This window comes from Bacillus sp. FSL L8-0654 (assembly GCF_038629965.1).
GTDB classification, from domain to species: Bacteria; Bacillota; Bacilli; order Bacillales; family Bacillaceae; genus Bacillus; species Bacillus safensis.
Genome location: NZ_CP152026.1, coordinates 2,488,007 through 2,506,324, shown reverse-complemented (window position 1 = coordinate 2,506,324; position 18,318 = coordinate 2,488,007). Strand labels below are relative to the sequence as shown.

The 18,318-nt window shown below is 42.6% G+C and carries 15 protein-coding genes and 1 other annotated feature; of the genes, 13 read left to right on the top strand and 2 right to left on the bottom strand.

Annotated elements, in window-relative coordinates; all coding sequences use genetic code 11:
- Nucleotides 1–28 precede the first annotated feature (28 nt).
- On the top strand, nucleotides 29–2,353 hold the full coding sequence (gene lon, locus MHH65_RS12935; protein ID WP_024423178.1) for an endopeptidase La: 2,325 nt from the start codon (nucleotides 29–31) through the stop codon (nucleotides 2,351–2,353).
- Nucleotides 2,350–2,937 (top strand): ribosome biogenesis GTP-binding protein YihA/YsxC, encoded by a 588-nt coding sequence (gene yihA / locus MHH65_RS12930; protein WP_024423177.1) that lies wholly within the window; start codon nucleotides 2,350–2,352, stop codon nucleotides 2,935–2,937. The genes lon and yihA overlap by 4 nt, the downstream gene beginning before the upstream one ends.
- Before the next feature lie 212 nt (nucleotides 2,938–3,149).
- Here yihA and MHH65_RS12925 read toward each other — a convergent pair whose 3' ends face one another.
- Complete coding sequence (locus MHH65_RS12925; protein ID WP_024423176.1) at nucleotides 3,150–3,635, bottom strand: hypothetical protein; 486 nt, start codon at nucleotides 3,633–3,635, stop codon at nucleotides 3,150–3,152.
- 242 nt (nucleotides 3,636–3,877) lie between these two features.
- Between MHH65_RS12925 and hemA the strand changes: the two genes are divergently transcribed.
- The 8 genes from hemA (at nucleotide 3,878) to ysxE (ending at nucleotide 12,658) form a co-directional block, all read left to right on the top strand.
- Nucleotides 3,878–5,245 (top strand): glutamyl-tRNA reductase, encoded by a 1,368-nt coding sequence (gene hemA, locus MHH65_RS12920; RefSeq protein ID WP_034621145.1) that lies wholly within the window; start codon nucleotides 3,878–3,880, stop codon nucleotides 5,243–5,245.
- Nucleotides 5,246–5,252: 7 nt separating this feature from the next.
- Nucleotides 5,253–6,083 (top strand): cytochrome c biogenesis protein, encoded by an 831-nt coding sequence (locus tag MHH65_RS12915; protein WP_025092450.1) that lies wholly within the window; start codon nucleotides 5,253–5,255, stop codon nucleotides 6,081–6,083.
- 37 nt (nucleotides 6,084–6,120) lie between these two features.
- On the top strand, nucleotides 6,121–7,053 hold the full coding sequence (gene hemC, locus MHH65_RS12910) for a hydroxymethylbilane synthase (protein WP_268414569.1): 933 nt from the start codon (nucleotides 6,121–6,123) through the stop codon (nucleotides 7,051–7,053).
- Nucleotides 7,050–7,841, top strand: a complete 792-nt coding sequence (locus MHH65_RS12905; protein ID WP_268414567.1) for a uroporphyrinogen-III synthase — start codon at nucleotides 7,050–7,052, stop codon at nucleotides 7,839–7,841. The genes hemC and MHH65_RS12905 overlap by 4 nt, the downstream gene beginning before the upstream one ends.
- On the top strand, nucleotides 7,841–8,809 hold the full coding sequence (hemB, locus tag MHH65_RS12900; RefSeq protein ID WP_029706177.1) for a porphobilinogen synthase: 969 nt from the start codon (nucleotides 7,841–7,843) through the stop codon (nucleotides 8,807–8,809). Before MHH65_RS12905 ends, hemB begins: the two co-directional genes overlap by 1 nt.
- Before the next feature lie 27 nt (nucleotides 8,810–8,836).
- Nucleotides 8,837–10,129 carry a glutamate-1-semialdehyde 2,1-aminomutase gene (hemL, locus tag MHH65_RS12895; protein ID WP_024427834.1) on the top strand — a complete coding sequence of 431 codons (1,293 nt, stop codon included), beginning with the start codon at nucleotides 8,837–8,839 and terminating at the stop codon, nucleotides 10,127–10,129.
- Nucleotides 10,130–10,266: 137 nt separating this feature from the next.
- Nucleotides 10,267–11,589: a LysM peptidoglycan-binding domain-containing protein gene (locus MHH65_RS12890; protein WP_025092447.1), complete on the top strand. Its 1,323-nt coding sequence runs from the start codon at nucleotides 10,267–10,269 to the stop codon at nucleotides 11,587–11,589.
- A 37-nt stretch (nucleotides 11,590–11,626) separates the two neighbouring features.
- Nucleotides 11,627–12,658, top strand: a complete 1,032-nt coding sequence (gene ysxE, locus MHH65_RS12885) for a spore coat protein YsxE (protein WP_034621137.1) — start codon at nucleotides 11,627–11,629, stop codon at nucleotides 12,656–12,658.
- Nucleotides 12,659–12,709: 51 nt separating this feature from the next.
- On the opposite strand, the gene MHH65_RS12880 is transcribed toward ysxE, so the two are convergent.
- A complete protein-coding gene (locus MHH65_RS12880) occupies nucleotides 12,710–12,898 on the bottom strand; it encodes a hypothetical protein (RefSeq protein ID WP_003216497.1) in 189 nt (62 codons plus the stop codon).
- A 168-nt stretch (nucleotides 12,899–13,066) separates the two neighbouring features.
- Nucleotides 13,067–13,296, top strand: a binding site (T-box leader).
- Between the two features lie 59 nt (nucleotides 13,297–13,355).
- On the opposite strand from MHH65_RS12880, the gene MHH65_RS12875 reads away from it, so the two are divergent.
- The 3 genes from MHH65_RS12875 to MHH65_RS12865 all read left to right on the top strand — a co-directional run bounded on the left by MHH65_RS12875 (nucleotide 13,356) and on the right by MHH65_RS12865 (nucleotide 18,247).
- Entirely contained in the window at nucleotides 13,356–15,998 is a 2,643-nt protein-coding gene (locus MHH65_RS12875) for a valine--tRNA ligase (RefSeq protein WP_025092445.1), read from the top strand.
- Between the two features lie 65 nt (nucleotides 15,999–16,063).
- Nucleotides 16,064–17,368 carry a folylpolyglutamate synthase/dihydrofolate synthase family protein gene (locus tag MHH65_RS12870; RefSeq protein WP_268414565.1) on the top strand — a complete coding sequence of 435 codons (1,305 nt, stop codon included), beginning with the start codon at nucleotides 16,064–16,066 and terminating at the stop codon, nucleotides 17,366–17,368.
- Nucleotides 17,369–17,515: 147 nt separating this feature from the next.
- A complete protein-coding gene (locus tag MHH65_RS12865; RefSeq protein WP_098677007.1) occupies nucleotides 17,516–18,247 on the top strand; it encodes an A24 family peptidase in 732 nt (243 codons plus the stop codon).
- Nucleotides 18,248–18,318 lie beyond the last annotated feature (71 nt).

Below are 18,318 nucleotides of genomic sequence, written 5' to 3'. Positions count from 1 at the left end.
CATACTAGTGACGGAGGTGTCAATCAACATGGCAGATGAAATCAAAAAGAATGTTCCGCTCCTCCCATTGCGAGGCTTGCTTGTTTATCCAACAATGGTCTTGCATTTGGACGTTGGACGCGAGAAGTCTGTTCAAGCATTAGAACAGGCGATGATGAACGATCATATGATTTTTCTAGCAACACAGCGGGAAATTTCAATAGATGAACCAGGTGAAGAGGAAATTTTCAAAGTCGGCACCTACACAAAAATCAAACAAATGCTGAAGCTGCCGAATGGAACGATTCGTGTACTCGTTGAAGGCTTAAATCGAGCGCAGATCGAGTCATATGTGGAGCTTGAGGACTATACGTCCGTCGATATTAAAGAATTGGCAGAAGAAGAGTTAAAGGACGCAGAAGCAGAAGCACTCATGCGCACTTTGTTAGATCACTTTGATCAGTACATAAAAATTTCAAAAAAAATCTCAGCTGAAACATATGCAACGGTGACGGATATTGAGGAACCGGGGAGAATGGCAGATATCGTTGCTTCTCACCTGCCGCTCAAATTAAAGGACAAACAAGAAGTACTGGAAACAGTGGATGTCAAAAAACGTCTGAATCGTGTCATCAGCTTAATCCACAATGAAAAAGAAGTGCTGGAAATTGAAAAGAAAATTGGCCAGCGCGTCAAACGTTCAATGGAACGAACGCAAAAAGAATATTATTTGCGTGAACAAATGAAAGCCATTCAAAAGGAGCTTGGAGACAAGGAAGGAAAAACAGGCGAAGTCAGTTCATTAATGTCTAAAATCGAAGAGTCCAGCATGCCTGAGTCTGTTCGTGAAACGGCGTTAAAAGAATTGAACCGTTATGAAAAAATTCCTTCAAGCTCTGCGGAGAGCTCTGTCATTCGAAATTATATTGATTGGCTGATCAATCTTCCATGGGGCATCTATACAGAAGATCGTCTAGATTTAAAGCTTGCAAGTGAAATTTTAGATGATGAGCATCATGGGCTGGAAAAAGTCAAGGAACGTGTGCTTGAATACCTTGCTGTACAGAAGCTGACCAATTCATTAAAAGGACCGATTCTTTGCTTAGCAGGACCTCCTGGGGTAGGGAAAACGTCACTTGCTAAATCGATTGCTAAATCACTTGATCGAAAGTTTATCCGTATCTCTCTTGGCGGGGTGCGTGATGAATCTGAAATTCGCGGACATAGAAGAACGTATGTAGGGGCGATGCCAGGCCGTATCATTCGCGGGATGAGTAAGGCAGGCACAATGAATCCAGTGTTTCTTTTAGATGAAATCGATAAGATGTCCTCTGATTTTAGAGGTGATCCGTCTTCTGCGATGCTTGAAGTGCTGGATCCAGAGCAAAATCACAACTTTAGCGATCACTATATTGAAGAGACATTTGATTTATCGCAGGTGTTATTTATTGCCACTGCCAACAATTTAGCAACCATTCCAGGTCCACTTCGTGATAGAATGGAGATTATCACGATTGCAGGGTATACAGAGGTTGAAAAAGCAGAGATTGTGAAAGATCATCTTCTGCCGAAGCAGCTAAAGGAGCACGGATTAAAGAAAGGGAACTTGCAGCTTCGTGAAGCAGCGATTTATGATATGATTCGCTATTACACAAGAGAAGCAGGAGTTCGTGGATTAGAGCGTCAGCTTGCGGCCATTTGCCGAAAAGCGGCAAGAGCGATTGTGGCTGAAGACCGCAAGCGCATCACAGTGACGGAAAAGAACTTATCTGAATTTCTCGGAAAAAGACTTTACCGTTATGGTCAGGCTGAAACGACAGACCAAGTCGGGGTTGTCACAGGACTTGCGTATACGACAGTTGGAGGAGACACCTTATCAATTGAGGTATCACTTTCTCCTGGTAAAGGCAAGCTCTTGTTAACAGGTAAGCTTGGTGATGTCATGAGAGAATCTGCACAGGCGGCATTCAGTTATATTCGATCCAAAGCAGATGAACTGAACATTGATCCTAATTTTAATGAAAAGCACGATATTCATATCCATGTTCCAGAGGGTGCGGTTCCAAAGGACGGGCCATCAGCTGGTATCACCATTGCGACGGCTCTTGTATCAGCACTCACAGGACGTCCTGTGTCAAAAGAGGTTGGTATGACAGGAGAGATAACGTTAAGAGGAAGAGTGCTTCCGATTGGCGGACTAAAAGAAAAAGCATTAGGCGCACATCGTGCAGGATTGAAAACCATTATTCTTCCAAAGGACAATGAGAAGGATATTGATGATATTCCTGAAAGTGTGAGAGAAGGACTAACCTTTATTCCGGTCTCACATTTAGATGAGGTGCTTGAGAAAGCATTGGTAGGAGAGGGAAGATGAAAGTAACAAAATCAGATATCGTCATTAGTGCGGTGAAACCAGAGCAGTACCCGAGCGGCGGACTGCCTGAAATCGCACTTGCTGGACGATCAAATGTTGGAAAGTCCTCGTTCATCAACTCATTGATTAATCGTAAAAATTTAGCGCGTACGTCTTCTAAACCAGGTAAGACCCAGACGCTTAATTTCTACATTATTAATGATATGCTCCATTTTGTGGACGTTCCGGGCTACGGCTTTGCCAAAGTTTCAAAAACAGAGCGTGAAGCCTGGGGTAGAATGATCGAAACGTATATTACAATGCGTGAAGAATTAAAAGCAGTCGTCCAAATTGTGGATCTGCGCCATAAGCCATCAGTAGATGATGTGAACATGTATGAGTTCCTTAAATATTACGGAGTTCCCGTGATCGTCATCGCAACAAAAGCGGATAAAATTCCAAAAGGCAAATGGGAAAAACATGCGAAAGTCGTCAAACAGACGCTCGACATTGACCCTTCAGATGAACTCATCCTATTCTCTTCTGAAACAAAAAAGGGGAAAGATGAAGCCTGGAATGCGATTCTTGCGAAGGTAAACGGCTAAAAAAAGCATCTGCGATGAGCAGGTGCTTTTTTTATTCTTTGTCTTCTTTTCAGCGTGATAAGAAAACCCTTGAAGTCTAGAAAGGACGAGTACTGGCGCGGAGCGAATTTGCTATTCGTGAGCACCAGCACGCAGGACTGACACCGAATGGGAGGGTTTGTCTTTACGCTGAAGGCATCTGCCATGAGCAGATGCCTTTTTTATTGTATAAGTTATTTCCTTTTTAAAAATAATAAGAGGAGACTGACAGCAATCAGTACATAAGGCCAGTACAATTCAAAGCCGGAAACAGGGATCGAAAGGGAACTTAGCTGTTTTGTAATTTGCTGAAAGAAATAAAGGAACAAACCGAGTGCGATCAGCACAACACTTTCAATTCGATATTCTTTTTTCTGAGATGATTTCACAAAGAGTGCAAGTCCTACGATGAACACAATCATTGTAAATGTGTCAGGCCAGTGGTCCAATTTAGGCTGTAGAATAAAGTGTAGCGAAAGGCCTGTCATGAGCATACCGATAAACACATGAGCGCTTTCTTGCTCCTTTTTTCCTTGATATAAGAACGCGAGGCCAAAAAGCAGTACAAGTGTATACCATTTCTCTTGATCCTTCCAAATGTCAAATTGACCTCCTGAGAGAATGGCATATAGCGCTACAGCCAATAAAGTGAGCGGCAGCAAAATGGATTTCTTCTTCAAAGATGTCACCTTCTTTTAAGCAGATCATTTGTCCGCACGCGCCAAATCTGGTAAATTGCTTGAAGTGATGATATGGCATAATTGGTGTCGAACATTTTTCTACTATATCACAACATTTTTGAAATCTGTTCACAATTTTTATCCAGTTAAAAATGAATATATGTTATAATCATTATAAATAATAAATTCTATATTGTAATTATTATAAATTAGACAGGGCGTTGGGGGTGCAAGCTGAAGTTATGCATATTCTTGTTGTGGGTTTAGATTATAAAACAGCCCCTGTTGAGATACGGGAACAGCTGAGCTTTGAACCGAGTGAGCTCGGAACAGCGATGTCCAAGCTTAAAGAAGAAAAAAGCATTCTAGAGAATATCGTCATCTCAACATGTAATCGAACAGAGATCTACGCAGTAGTAGATCAGCTTCATACTGGACGGTTTTATATAAAAAGATTTTTAGCCGATTGGTTCGGTTTAGAAAAGGAAGATGTCTCTCCATATTTGAAGTTTTATGAAAACGATGGAGCGGTTGAGCATTTATTCCGTGTGGCTTGTGGACTTGATTCCATGGTCATTGGTGAAACGCAAATACTCGGTCAAGTGCGTTCCAGCTTTAAAGTAGCTCAAGAGGAGAAGACCATTGGTACCGTTTTCAATTATTTATTTAAACAGGCGGTAACCGTTGCAAAGCGCTCTCATGCGGAAACGGATATTGCGTCTAATGCCGTATCTGTCAGCTATGCAGCTGTTGAGCTTGCCAAAAAAATCTTTGGACGTCTTTCTGATAAGCATGTCCTGATTCTTGGTGCGGGCAAAATGGGCGAACTGGCAGCTCAAAACCTTCAAGGTCAAGGAATTGGCCAAGTAACGGTCATCAACCGAACGTTTGAGAAGGCAAAGGAATTGGCGGGTCGTTTTTCAGGAGAGCCTAAGAGCTTAAACCAATTAGAAAAAACATTATCCGAAGCGGACATTTTAATCAGCTCAACGGGAGCGAAACAATTTGTCATTACAAAAGAAATGGTCGAAAGTGCGAATAAAAAGCGGAAGGGCAGACCTCTATTTATGGTGGATATTGCTGTACCCCGTGATTTAGATCCAGCTATTTCTGAAGTAGAAGGAGCTTTTTTGTATGACATTGATGACCTTGAAGGCATCGTGGCTGCCAACTTAAAAGAACGCCGTGCAGTGGCTGAGCAGGTTGAGCTTCTGATTGAAGCAGAAATTGTGGAATTTAAGCAATGGCTGAATACGTTAGGTGTTGTTCCGGTCATTTCTGCACTTAGAGAAAAAGCACTCACGATTCAAGCCGATACGATGCAGAGTATTGAGCGGAAGCTTCCAAACCTCACAAACCGTGAAATGAAGCTGTTAAATAAACATACGAAAAGCATCATCAACCAAATGCTGAAAGATCCTATCTTAAAGGCAAAAGAAATTGCCGCGGAGCCGGATGCAGAAGAAAAGCTTTTACTCTTTAAAGAAATCTTTGATTTACAGGTTGAAGATGAAGAGCAAAAGGTCGAGCCGATGCAGGTGGAGCAAGGATCATTTCAGCTGTTCAAACCAAATATGGCGCAAGGCTTTGCTACAGTTGCCAGTGAGTGATTAAGCGATGATGGAATCCATTGTAGCGAGACTCAATGAAGCAACGATCTTAATCTATGCACTAAGTGTCTTGTTCTATTTCATAGATTTTCTTCAACACAACCGGAAGGCTGGAAAAATGGCTTTCTGGTTGCTTTCTATTGTCTGGCTGCTGCAAACAGTCTACATGTTCTATATTATGATGGAAACAGACCGATTCCCTGTGTTGAATGTAGCAGAGGGGTTATATTTTTATACGTGGGTGCTTGTGACACTGTCTCTTGTGCTCACAAAGGTATTGCGCGTTGAATTTATTGTCTTTTTTACAAATGTGATCGGTTTTTCCATGATGGCGATTCACACCTTTACACCATCTGATCTCCATTCAGCAGAACTAACGGGGAAGCTGACGAGTGAACTGCTCGTGATTCATATTACGATGGCGATTTTATCCTACGGTGCCTTTTCACTTTCATTTGCGTTTTCACTGCTTTATCTCTTTCAATATCGTTTGCTGAAAAAGAAAAAATGGGGAAAATGGCTTCTGAGAATTGAAGACTTATCAAAGCTGGATCATATGGCGTACGTATTAAACATTATTGGTGTGCCTATGCTCTTGCTTAGTTTAATTCTTGGCATCATATGGGCATATATTTCGTATGATACGTTGTACTGGACAGATGCAAAGGTGCTTGGTTCGTTTATTATGCTGTTTTTATATGGCTTTTACTTATATATCAGATTGGTGAGAAATATGCAGGGCAAAATCGTGGCATTTTGGAATGTCGCTTCATTTCTTGTGCTGATGATCAATTATTTTCTGCTTGGTAGCTTATCAACCTTTCATTGGTTTCAATAATGATGAGTCTTAAAGGCATTGTCGGGAGGAAGACGTATTGCGTACAATTAAAGTAGGTTCTAGACGAAGTAAGCTGGCAATTACACAAACAAAATGGGTCATTCAAAAGCTGTCTGAACTAAACCCTTCTTATTCTTTTGAAATAAAAGAAATTGTGACAAAGGGTGATCAAATTTTAGATGTGACTTTATCTAAGGTTGGCGGAAAAGGACTGTTTGTTAAAGAGATCGAGCAGGCGATGCTGAATCATGATATCGATATGGCGGTGCACAGCATGAAGGATATGCCGGCTGCTCTTCCAGAAGGTTTAGTTATTGGCTGTATTCCTGAGCGTGAAGATGTGCGGGATGCACTTATTTCGAAGGATCATCTAAGTCTCAGCGAACTGCCTAAGGGCGCAATTGTAGGAACAAGCAGCTTACGGCGCAGCGCCCAGCTTCTTCAGGAAAGACCAGATCTTGAGATTAAATGGATTCGAGGAAACATTGATACGAGATTGGAAAAGCTGAAAAATGAAGAGTATGATGCCATTATTCTAGCGGCTGCCGGTCTGTCCAGAATGGGATGGAGCAAAGAGGTCGTGTCGGAATTTTTATCTCCTGAGACTTGCCTTCCTGCCGTTGGACAAGGCGCGCTATCGATTGAGTGCCGCGGGGATGATGAAGAACTGCTTAAGCTTCTTGCTCAATTTACGAATGAATATACGAAGAAAACGGTCCTTGCAGAAAGAGCCTTCCTCAAACAAATGGATGGAAGCTGTCAGGTGCCGATCGCTGGCTATGCAACGATGAATGAGCAGCATGAAATTGAACTAACAGGTCTTGTTGCATCTGCTGATGGCCACACGATTATTCGAGAAACCGTCACAGGCACTGACCCTGAAGCCATTGGAACAGCGTGTGCGAAGCAGATGGCCGATAAGGGAGCAAAGGATTTGATCGACAAGGTGAAAAAGGATCTGTCTCAATGAGCATAGGCAAATCGCTTCACGGACAGACGGTGCTTGTCACTCGAAATGAACGTCAAGCGGGCGTGTTTCAGCAAAAGATCGAAGCGCTGAACGGCCATGCGGTTTTAACCTCTCTTATTCGGTTTGAGGCTACGCTCACAAAAGAAAAATTGCAGGCCTTTTTAAAGGACTTACAAAATAGCCAATGGCTTGTTTTTACGAGTGTGAATGGTGCGTCTTTTTTTCTGAATTACATAAAAGACCATCATTTACATAAGAGCTTAACCCATTTGAAAGTGGCTGCTGTAGGAGAGAAAACCTCTGCCTATCTTGAGCAGCACGGCTTGAAGGTGGATGTGGTGCCAGAACGATTTATAGCGGAGGAACTGGCAGATGCATTACTTGACCATGTACGCCCAGGAGAGCGTGTGTTTGTAGCAAAAGGGCATCTGTCACGAGATGTGGTGAAAGAGACCCTCATTCCGCTCGGCATAGAGGTAAAAGAATGGATTTTATATGAAACAGTCAAGGATGAGGAAGGAATTGCTGCTCTTAAAACGGCAATGACGAAGCAATCATTTGATTTTATTACATTTACTAGCTCATCCACTGTTCATTCTTTTATGCATGTGATGGAACAAGACGCAGCGAAGCTTGCTGCATCTGACACCTGTTTTGTGACGATCGGTCCTCTGACAAAAGAGGCACTGCTTCAATACGGGATTTCTTCTGAAACCCCAGATACTTATACGATAGACGGAATGCTTGATTTAATGTGCCGTTTATCTGAAAGGAAGTTGAACCATTGATGAAATTTAACAGACACCGCAGATTGCGGACAAGCGCAGGAATGAGAGAATTAGTCAGAGAAACCTTTTTAAGACCATCTGATTTCATTTACCCGATCTTCTTTGTAGAGGGAGAAAATGTCCGAAAAGAAGTCTCTTCAATGCCTGGTGTATATCACATTTCTGTAGACCTCGTGAAAGAAGAAGTCCAAGAGCTTGTTGATCTTGGCATCAAATCGATCATTGTTTTTGGTGTGCCGGATCATAAAGATCATGTAGGCAGTGAGGCGTATCACGATCATGGCATTGTTCAAAGAGCAACGCTTGAAATCAAAAAGCATTTCCCAGAGCTCGTGGTCATTGCAGACACTTGCTTATGCCAATATACAGATCACGGACACTGCGGAATCGTTGAAGATGGAGAAATTTTAAATGATGAATCTCTTCAGCTATTAGCGAAAACTGCTGTCAGCCAAGCGCGTGCAGGTGCAGATATCATCGCGCCTTCAAATATGATGGACGGATTTGTTGTTGCCATTCGTGAGGCACTTGATGAAGCAGGCTTTATTCATGTACCTGTCATGTCATATGCGGTGAAATATGCAAGTGCTTTTTACGGTCCGTTTCGTGATGCGGCACATAGTACACCGCAGTTTGGAGATCGTAAAACATATCAAATGGACCCTGCAAACCGTTTAGAGGCTCTGAGAGAAGCGCAATCTGATGTAGAAGAGGGAGCTGACTTCTTGATTGTCAAACCATCTCTTTCTTACTTAGACATTATGCGTGATGTGAAAAATGAATTTACACTCCCTGTTGTTGCTTATAATGTGAGCGGAGAGTATGCGATGGTGAAAGCCGCCGCTCAAAATGGCTGGATTTCTGAAAAAGAGCTTGTTCTTGAAATGCTGACAAGCATGAAACGTGCAGGAGCAGAACTCATCATTACGTATCATGCAAAAGATGCAGCAAAATGGCTCTCAGAATAAAGAACGGATAGACAGGAGGACGTTGAAATGGGACGTAGCTATGAAAAATCAAAGCAAGCATTTGAAGAAGCACAGCAATTAATGCCTGGTGGTGTCAACAGCCCTGTGCGTGCATTTAAATCAGTCAACACAGACCCGATTTTTATGGAGCGAGGCAAAGGCGCCAAGATCTATGATATTGATGGAAATGAATACATCGATTATGTTTTATCATGGGGACCGCTTATTTTAGGACATACGAATGACCGTGTCGTTGAAAGCATTCAGCGAGTAGCGGAAAATGGGACAAGCTTCGGTGCTTCTACGTTAGTTGAAAATGAATTAGCTAAACTTGTATCAGAACGGGTTCCTTCCATCGAAGTTATTCGCATGGTCAGCTCTGGTACAGAGGCGACGATGAGTGCACTTCGTCTAGCTCGTGGTTTTACAGGCAGAAATAAAATTGTGAAATTTGAAGGCTGCTATCATGGCCACGGTGATTCTTTGCTCATTAAAGCGGGTTCTGGAGTAGCAACGCTTGGACTGCCGGATAGTCCTGGTGTTCCTGAAGGGACTGCAAGTAACACAATCACAGTACCGTACAATGATTTAGAAAGTATTCAAGTTGCTTTTCAAGAATTCGGAGATGATATCGCTGGTGTTATTGTAGAGCCGGTCGCAGGAAATATGGGGGTTGTCCCTCCGCAAGAAGGTTTCTTGCAAGGACTAAGAGACATCACGGAGCAATACGGATCATTGCTTATTTTTGATGAGGTCATGACAGGCTTCCGTGTGGATTATCACTGCGCGCAAGGCTATTTTGGCATCACACCTGATCTGACGTGCCTTGGTAAAGTGATTGGAGGCGGTCTTCCAGTCGGTGCTTATGGCGGAAGAGCGGATATTATGAGACAAATTGCGCCAAGCGGTCCAATTTATCAAGCAGGAACGTTATCTGGTAACCCTCTTGCGATGACAGCAGGCTTAGAAACCCTAAAACAGCTGACACCTGAGTCTTATGAAGAATTTAAACGAAAAGGTGATCGTTTAGAAGAAGGCATTTCGAAAGCGGCAAAAGCATACGGAATTCCATTAACGTTTAACCGTGCGGGCTCCATGATCGGATTCTTCTTTACAAATGAAGAAGTGATCAATTATGACAAAGCGAAAACAGCTGATCTTGCTTTATTCGCTGAATTTTACAAGGAAATGGCCGATCACGGCATCTTCCTCCCGCCTTCTCAATTTGAAGGACTATTCCTGTCAACAGCTCATACAGACGAAGACATCGAATATACGATTGAGACAGTGGAAAAGGTTTTTCAAAAACTACGTCGATAAAACAAAAGGCCGATATGGAGACATATCGGCCTTTTTTGCATTAGAGAAAACCAATCATATTTTCACTTCCTCCCTCATACAACTGTATTGACATCTAATTTTATTTTTTAAGGATTAGATGAAAGGAGGACACCGACTTGTCTCAAAACAATCGATTACAGTTTTCAGTAGAAGAATCCATTTATTTTAAAAGCGGACAGGAAGTCAGTGAGCTGCTGTCAATTTCTCTCGACCCTGACATTCTCGTTCAAGAAGTGAATGATTATGTTTCTATTAGAGGTTCACTCGAGCTAACAGGAGAATACAACATAAATCAAGAGGAGCTATTGGGTGAATTGAGTTCCTTTCCAACATACAGGGAAGCAGATGAGGTAAAGGTCAGAGAAGACGGAACGGCGGAGCTTTTGCATCAATTTCCAGTCGATATCACCATTCCGAAGAACAAAATTAGTCATTTAAATGATGTGTTTGTGTTTATTGATGCGTTTGATTACCAGCTGACAGAGAATCGTTTGCTCACCATTCAGGCTGATTTAGCCATTGAGGGCTTATTAGACGAGGAAACGCCTCCGGCGCCTGTAGAGGAGCCGTATGAATTTGTCCATCGTCCTGAAGTGGATTATGGCGATATGGCCTACGATTATCAGTTGCAGCCAGAACAAGAAGAACAAGAAGAGCTGCAAGGCGAAGAACGTGAGCATGATGAGAATCAGCCTGTATTCCAACATGATACGCGCGCGGAGCAAGAGGAACAGGAAGTGCAGGAAGTACAAGAAGAAGAGGAAGAAGAAATTGAGATAGAATTGGTGAACAGGGAAGTAGAGGAAGCGTCCGACGAACCTGAAGAATTAGAAGAACCTGAAGAGCCAGAACAGCCAGAACAGCCGAATAATCAAGAAGAAGCTGTGGCGCTTGGTTATCGATCCATCCCTGAAGCTCAGGTGCAGGAACCGCCATTTTTTGAACCGCCAAAGCTATTAGAAGAAGAGGAGCGGGAAGAGCCGTTCTTTGAAGTGGAAGTAAGAAAGGATCCGGAAGCTGCTGAAGAGCAGGAAGAAACGGTACAGTCGTATCCGGCTTTTGAATCACCTGCTGATCAAGTGGAGCCTGAGCATGAGGCGCACGATGATGAATATCAGCTCGGGCGGTTATATGAACGGGAAGCACCTAAAATATATGAGTCAGCTCAAGAAGAAGAGGAGCTTGAAGAAGACGTGAGAGAAACGTCTGGCAGTGAGAATTCTCTTTATTTAACAAAGCTGTTCGCTAAGCAGGAGGAGGAAGATTTTTCCCGCATGAAAATATGTATAGTTCAGCAAGAAGATACGGTCGATCGTATTTGTGAGAGATATCAGTTGAATGTGCAGCAGCTTCTTCGCACAAACTCATTATCGATTGATGCGGAGCTTGAGGAAGGGCAGATTCTTTATATTCCTGAATATCAAAAAAGCAATGCATAGCAAGCGATGACTGACCGAGAAAATGTGGTGAGTGAACGTGGATGAAATCCAATCTGTCTTATACGAATACGGACTTGAGGCTGAATATATTGAACCTGTCAGTCCTGCTGTCATTAAGGTATATACAAAGCAGGGTGTATTTGCTCTAAAGCGAGTAAAAGCCAGCCGGCATATGCAATTTACAGAACAAATGCTTGAACTGGAATCAAAGGGCTATCGCTCCTTTGTGCCGATTTATCGGACGACGAGCGGTTCCTTTTTCTCAAGTCATCGGGAAAGCCAGTATGCATACTATCTGATGCCGTGGCTGACGAATGAAAAGAGAGAAGAGCAGGACGATAAGCACGAATATTTATTTCAAGAGATTGCAAGACTTCATAAGCGGACTGAAGTCATGATGGATATCACAGAGCAAGAGATAGAAGCACATTACACACAAATCAAGACCAAATGGGAAACAGAGAAAGACATGTATGAACGATTCATAGAGCGGGCAGAACAAACGTGGTATATGTCGCCATTTGAGCTGGCCGCTGCTATGTATTTTTCAGAGGCGATGTCTGCCAGTGAATTTGCGCTTGAACGTTTAGAAGATTGGCATGAAGAAATGAAAGACAAAGAGACAACGCGTGTTGTGCTAAATCATGGGCAGCTATCGATCCATCACTTTTTGTATAATGATGTAGGGACAGGACATTTCACCAATTTCGAGCGGTCTAAAAAAGCCTCCCCCATTTATGATCTTCTGACCTTTTACTTTCGGACTTTCAAAACCTATCCTACGTCTTGTCCTGAATGCACTTCTTTGTTTTATACGTATCAAAAAGGAAACCCTCTTCGGGAGGAAGAACTGCATTTGTTCCTAAGCTACCTCGCTTATCCGCAAGGGCTGTTTGATACAGTAAAAGCCTATGAAGCAGGCGGGCAGGATGAAATGGAAAGCTGCCAGCAGCTGTTAAGAGCGTATTGGCAGATGAAAAATTCTGAGCCGACCGTCATGAAAATTCACGAAATTGAGCAGGCTAGACGGCTTGAAGAAGAACAAAGTGCCTCGTCATCGGCGGAATGACGAGGTTATACTGCGTTGGCTTTATATGGGCAGGTACATAATGATGAGTTTTTAAAACCAATCAAGATGAAAGGCACAGGCGAGAAAAATAAGAATACCTAGAATGAGGACGTCAAATGTCGTAGGGAAAATGATCGTACGAAATCCTTGAAATATAGCAATCGGGAGAACGACTTGGGAAGCAACTGCCCGAATTTGTCTCAGCCAGGGGGGAAGTGTGTAAGGATTGATCTTCTTCAAATCAAACGCCCTCCTTCTTCATTTTGTTATTATCATATGGGCAAAAGGGCGAAGGGTGCCTGCCCAATTTGTATAAAGAAGAAGAAAAGCGGAAAAGATGATTGACGAAAACAAAAGGCATTTAGTAATATTAATAAAAGATGAGTATGTGCTGATGAACGTGATATATCGTAAGCGTGGATCAGGAAGAGTACGAGCAAGACCCTAAAGAGAGGGAAGCCAAGAGCTGAAAGGTTTCCTAGGATGTACTTGTTTGGAAGGTCGCCTGTGAGCTTAATTTCTTGAATGAACAAGTAGAGAAATTCGGGAGAACCCCGTTATCCTTTAGAGTGTATGGGACACGTGTATGTGTCTCGTGAAAAAAGGTGGTACCGCGAAAAAGCTTTTTCGTCCTTTTATAAGGATGGAAAGGCTTTTTTTATGTTTCATCAGCCGAAAAAATGTGGAGGTTACACAAATGGGAACAAATAATCAAGAAATGCCAACAAAGTACGATCCAAATGCGATTGAAAAAGACCGCTATACGTACTGGCTTGAAGGGAAATTCTTCGAAGCACAAAATGACAAAACGAAAGATCCATATACAGTCGTCATTCCTCCACCAAACGTGACAGGAAAACTGCACCTTGGGCATGCATGGGATTCTACACTCCAAGACATCGTGACACGTATGAAACGGATGCAGGGCTATGACGTTCTTTGGCTTCCAGGTATGGACCATGCCGGTATTGCGACTCAAGCAAAAGTCGAGGCAAAGCTTCGCGAAGAAGGCGTAAGCCGGTATGACCTTGGCCGGGAGAAATTTGTGGAAGAAACGTGGAAGTGGAAAGAAGAATATGCAGATTTTATTCGCAGCCAGTGGGCGAAAATGGGTCTTGGCCTCGATTACTCCCGTGAACGTTTTACTTTAGATGAAGGTCTGAATAAAGCCGTTCGCCAAGTGTTTGTTCAATTGTATGAAAAAGGGCTTATTTATCGCGGAGAGTACATCATTAACTGGGATCCAGCAACGAAAACGGCACTTTCTGATATTGAAGTGATTTATAAGGATGTTCAAGGTGCGTTTTATCACTTGAGATATCCGCTTTCAGATGGAACAGGTTCAATTGAAATTGCGACAACAAGACCTGAAACTATGCTGGGAGATACAGCCGTAGCCGTACACCCTGATGACGAACGCTATCAGCATTTGATTGGAAAAACAGTGGTTTTACCAATCACAGGCCGTGAAATCCCAATCGTCGGTGATGATTATGTCGATATGGAGTTTGGCTCAGGTGCTGTGAAAATTACCCCTGCTCATGATCCGAATGACTTTGAGCTTGGAAACCGCCACGGGCTAGAGCGTATTCTTGTCATGAATGAAGATGGCACAATGAATGCGAATGCCCTGCAATACAAAGGAATGGACCGTTTCGAATGCCGCAAACAGCTTGTGAAGGATTTACAAGAGGAAGGCATTTTGTTCAAAATTGAAGACCACATGCATTCAGTTGGTCATAGTGAGCGAAGTGGAGCTGTCGTTGAACCGTATTTATCGACACAATGGTTTGTGAAAATGCAGCCGCTGGCAGACGAAGCCATTCATCTGCAAAAAGGGGACGACCAAGTTCAATTTGTTCCAGACCGATTTGAAAAGACATATTTACATTGGATGGAAAATATCCGTGATTGGTGTATTTCTCGTCAGCTATGGTGGGGACACCGCATTCCGGCTTGGTATCATAAAGAAACGAAAGAAGTATACGTTGGACTTGAAGCGCCAGAAGATATTGAGAACTGGGAACAGGATAACGATGTACTTGATACATGGTTTAGTTCAGCGCTGTGGCCGTTTTCTACAATGGGCTGGCCGGATGCAGACAGTGAAGACTTCAAGCGCTACTATCCAACCAATCTGCTTGTAACAGGCTATGACATCATTTTCTTCTGGGTATCCCGCATGATCTTCCAAGGTCTTGAATTCACAGGAGAAAAACCGTTTAAAGATGTCCTCATTCATGGGCTCATCCGCGACGAACAAGGACGTAAAATGAGTAAGTCGCTTGGCAACGGAATTGATCCAATGGAGGTCATCGACAAATACGGTGCGGATTCATTAAGATATTTCTTAGCGACTGGAAGCTCACCAGGCCAGGATCTTCGTTTTAGCTTTGAAAAGGTTGAATCCACTTGGAACTTTGCGAACAAAATTTGGAACGCATCCCGTTTTGCTTTAATGAATATGGATGGTTTAACGTATGATGAGCTTGATTTATCAGGAGAAAAATCAGTTGCTGATCAATGGATTTTAACACGCTTAAATGAAACAATTGAAAGTGTCACACAGCTTGCTGACAAGTATGAATTCGGTGAAGTGGGCAGACATTTATACAACTTCATTTGGGATGATTTCTGTGATTGGTACATTGAAATGGCGAAGCTTCCGCTTTATGGTGAAGACGAAGCAGCAAAGAAAACGACTCGTTCGATCCTTGCGTATGTATTAGATCAAACAATGAGACTTTTACATCCGTTTATGCCGTTCTTAACAGAAGAAATCTGGCAGCATCTACCGCATGAAGGTGAGTCTATTACTGTAGCGGCATGGCCTGAAGTGAAGCCGGAGCTTTCCAACGAACAAGCTTCTGCTGATATGAAGCTGCTTGTTGAACTCATTCGTTCTGTTCGTAACATTCGCAGTGAAGTGAACACGCCAATGAGCAAACAAGTTGAGCTTTACATTAAAGCATCTACGTCTGATGTTCAGGAACGTTTAGAGAAAAATCGTTCATATATTGAGCGCTTCACGAACCCAAGTGTTCTTGAAATTGGCACAGATGTCCCAGCTAGTGATAAAGCGATGACGGCTGTTATTTCTGGAGCAGAACTCATTCTGCCGCTTGAAGGCTTAATCAACTTAGATGAAGAAATTGCTCGTCTGCAAAAAGAGCTTGATAAACTGACAAAAGAAGTGGAACGAGTTCAGAAAAAGCTTGGCAATGAAGGCTTTATGAAAAAAGCGCCTGAAAGTGTCGTAGAAGAAGAGCGTGCGAAAGAACGTGATTATGTCGCAAAACGCGAAGCTGTTCAAAAGCGTATTGAAGAGCTGAAAGCATAAGAGTGAAAAGACGGCTCCTAATGAAATGGAGTCGTCTTTTTTGAAAATTTCGTATGAAATGAGAGATGACATTGTTTACAAACTACCATGAAGCAATTGAGTGGATTCACAGCAGACTGGCCTTTGGCGTAAAACCGGGTCTTGAACGAATGAAATGGCTGATGAACAGACTAGGAAATCCGGAACAAAGCATAAAAGCAGTACATGTTGCAGGTACAAATGGCAAAGGATCAACCATTGCGTTTACACGTTCTGTTTTACAGGGAGCCGGCTATTCAGTCGGAACCTTCACCTCTCCGTTTATACTAACGTTCAATGAAAGAATCAGCGTGAACGGAGCGCCTATAGAGGATGAAGAATGGCTGATTCTGGTGAATGAAATCAAGCCTCTTGTTGATGAATTAGATCAAACAGAGCTTGGCGCAGCAACAGAATTTGAAATCATTACAGCATGTGCATTTGCTTATTTTGCTCATGTGCATCAAGTAGACTTTGTCCTCTTGGAAACAGGGCTTGGCGGAAGGCTTGATTCTACAAATATTGCTATGCCAATCTTAACAGCGATTACGTCGATTGGTCATGATCATATGGCCATTTTAGGTGACACACTTGAACAAATTGCAGCTGAAAAAGCGGGCATTATCAAAGAGGGTATTCCGATGATCACGGCAGTTCACCAGCCTGAAGCTCTTTCTGTCATTCAAAACACAGCCAAAGAAAAGAATGCCGAATGTATTTCATTACATGATACTTGTAGTTTTGATGAGCAGCAGCCGACAGAAACAGGTGAACGATTCACGTTACGCACATCAAAAAGGCAGTATCCTCAGCTTGAAACAGGATTAATTGGAACGCATCAAAGGCAAAATGCTTCCCTTGCTGTTTTACTCATTGAATGGCTGGAGCAAGAAGGCTATATTAGCGTGACAGAAGAGCAAATATATGAAGGCATTCGGCAGGCAGTTTGGGCTGGAAGGTTTGAAAAAGTCAAAGATCATCCTCCAGTGTATTTAGACGGTGCTCATAATGAAGAAGGGATCGACCGTTTAATTGAAACTGTGCAAGCTCATTTTTCTACTAAACAGGTGCATATATGTTTTAGTGCTTTAAAAGATAAGCCGTACAAGCAAATGATTCAAAAGCTTGAAGCCGTTAGTTCTTCTATCCATTTTGTTTCATTTGATTTTCCAAGAGCCGAATCAGCTGAAAAGCTTTATGTATGCAGTCAGTTAGACGCAAAGTCTTATGATGATGACCCTCGTACAGTGCTTGAGTTCATTCAGAAAAAAAGTGATGATCCTTCAGCGGTGATTCTTGTGACAGGCTCTCTTTATTTTATTTCAGATATACGAAATCGTATGATCGGGTAACAAAAAAACGCAAGTGGCTTCAATGCCTCTTGCGTTTTTTTCTTTTGATACGCAGAAGGGAAGTAAAATCATATTTTCGCTATGTGCTCAATGAATACGGTCGTGGTAAAATCCGGTCTATCTTATTCTCGGAAGGGGTCACGATATATGATAGGCATTTTTGTGTTTCTTGCAGGCATCACCATGGGGTCGTTCTTTCATCTAGTTGGTGAAAGGCTGCCACTGAAGCGGTCTATTCTTTTTCCTCGTTCTCACTGCACAGCCTGTAAACAGCCGCTTTCCTTGCGCGAGATGATTCCGCTAGTTTCGTATGCATTATTGAGGGGGACTTGTAAATATTGCGGCACTCGGCTGTCTTTGCTATATCCACTGATTGAGCTGCTGTCAGGCAGTCTTTTTTTGCTCATGTATAGAATCGCTGGTATTTCGTTTGAAGGTCTTTTTCTTGTGATTCTTTGTAGTTTATTTGTGATTGCTGTCGTGAGCGATCTCCTTTATATGAGGGTGCCAAACGAGCTGTTTCTCTTCTTTTTCCCTCTTTTCGTCATATACCGCACGCTTGAACCTCTTCTTATTTGGTGGGAAGGAGCGGCTTCGCTTCTTTTTTGCTTTCTCTTGTTTTATAGTTTAGATCGTCTCAAGCCAAATAGCATGGGCGGAGCTGATGTCAAGCTGTTCGGAGTAATTGCATTTTGCTTAGGATTCAAGCCATTCCTTCTCATTCTTTTCCTCTCGTGTATCGCTGGAATCGTCTATGCGAAGGTTTTTTCCTTTCGATTAGATGAGCCATTTCCCTTTGTTCCTGCGATCTCTTTTTCTTTTTGGCTGTATCTCTATGGAGCTCATGTCATGCTCCCATTCACCGGGTCGACCGGTTGAAAAAATTGGCGAACACTTTTTTTCCCTGCCGACAAAAGTCTTGTTCTTTTTTTTATCCGCTATGTTAAAGT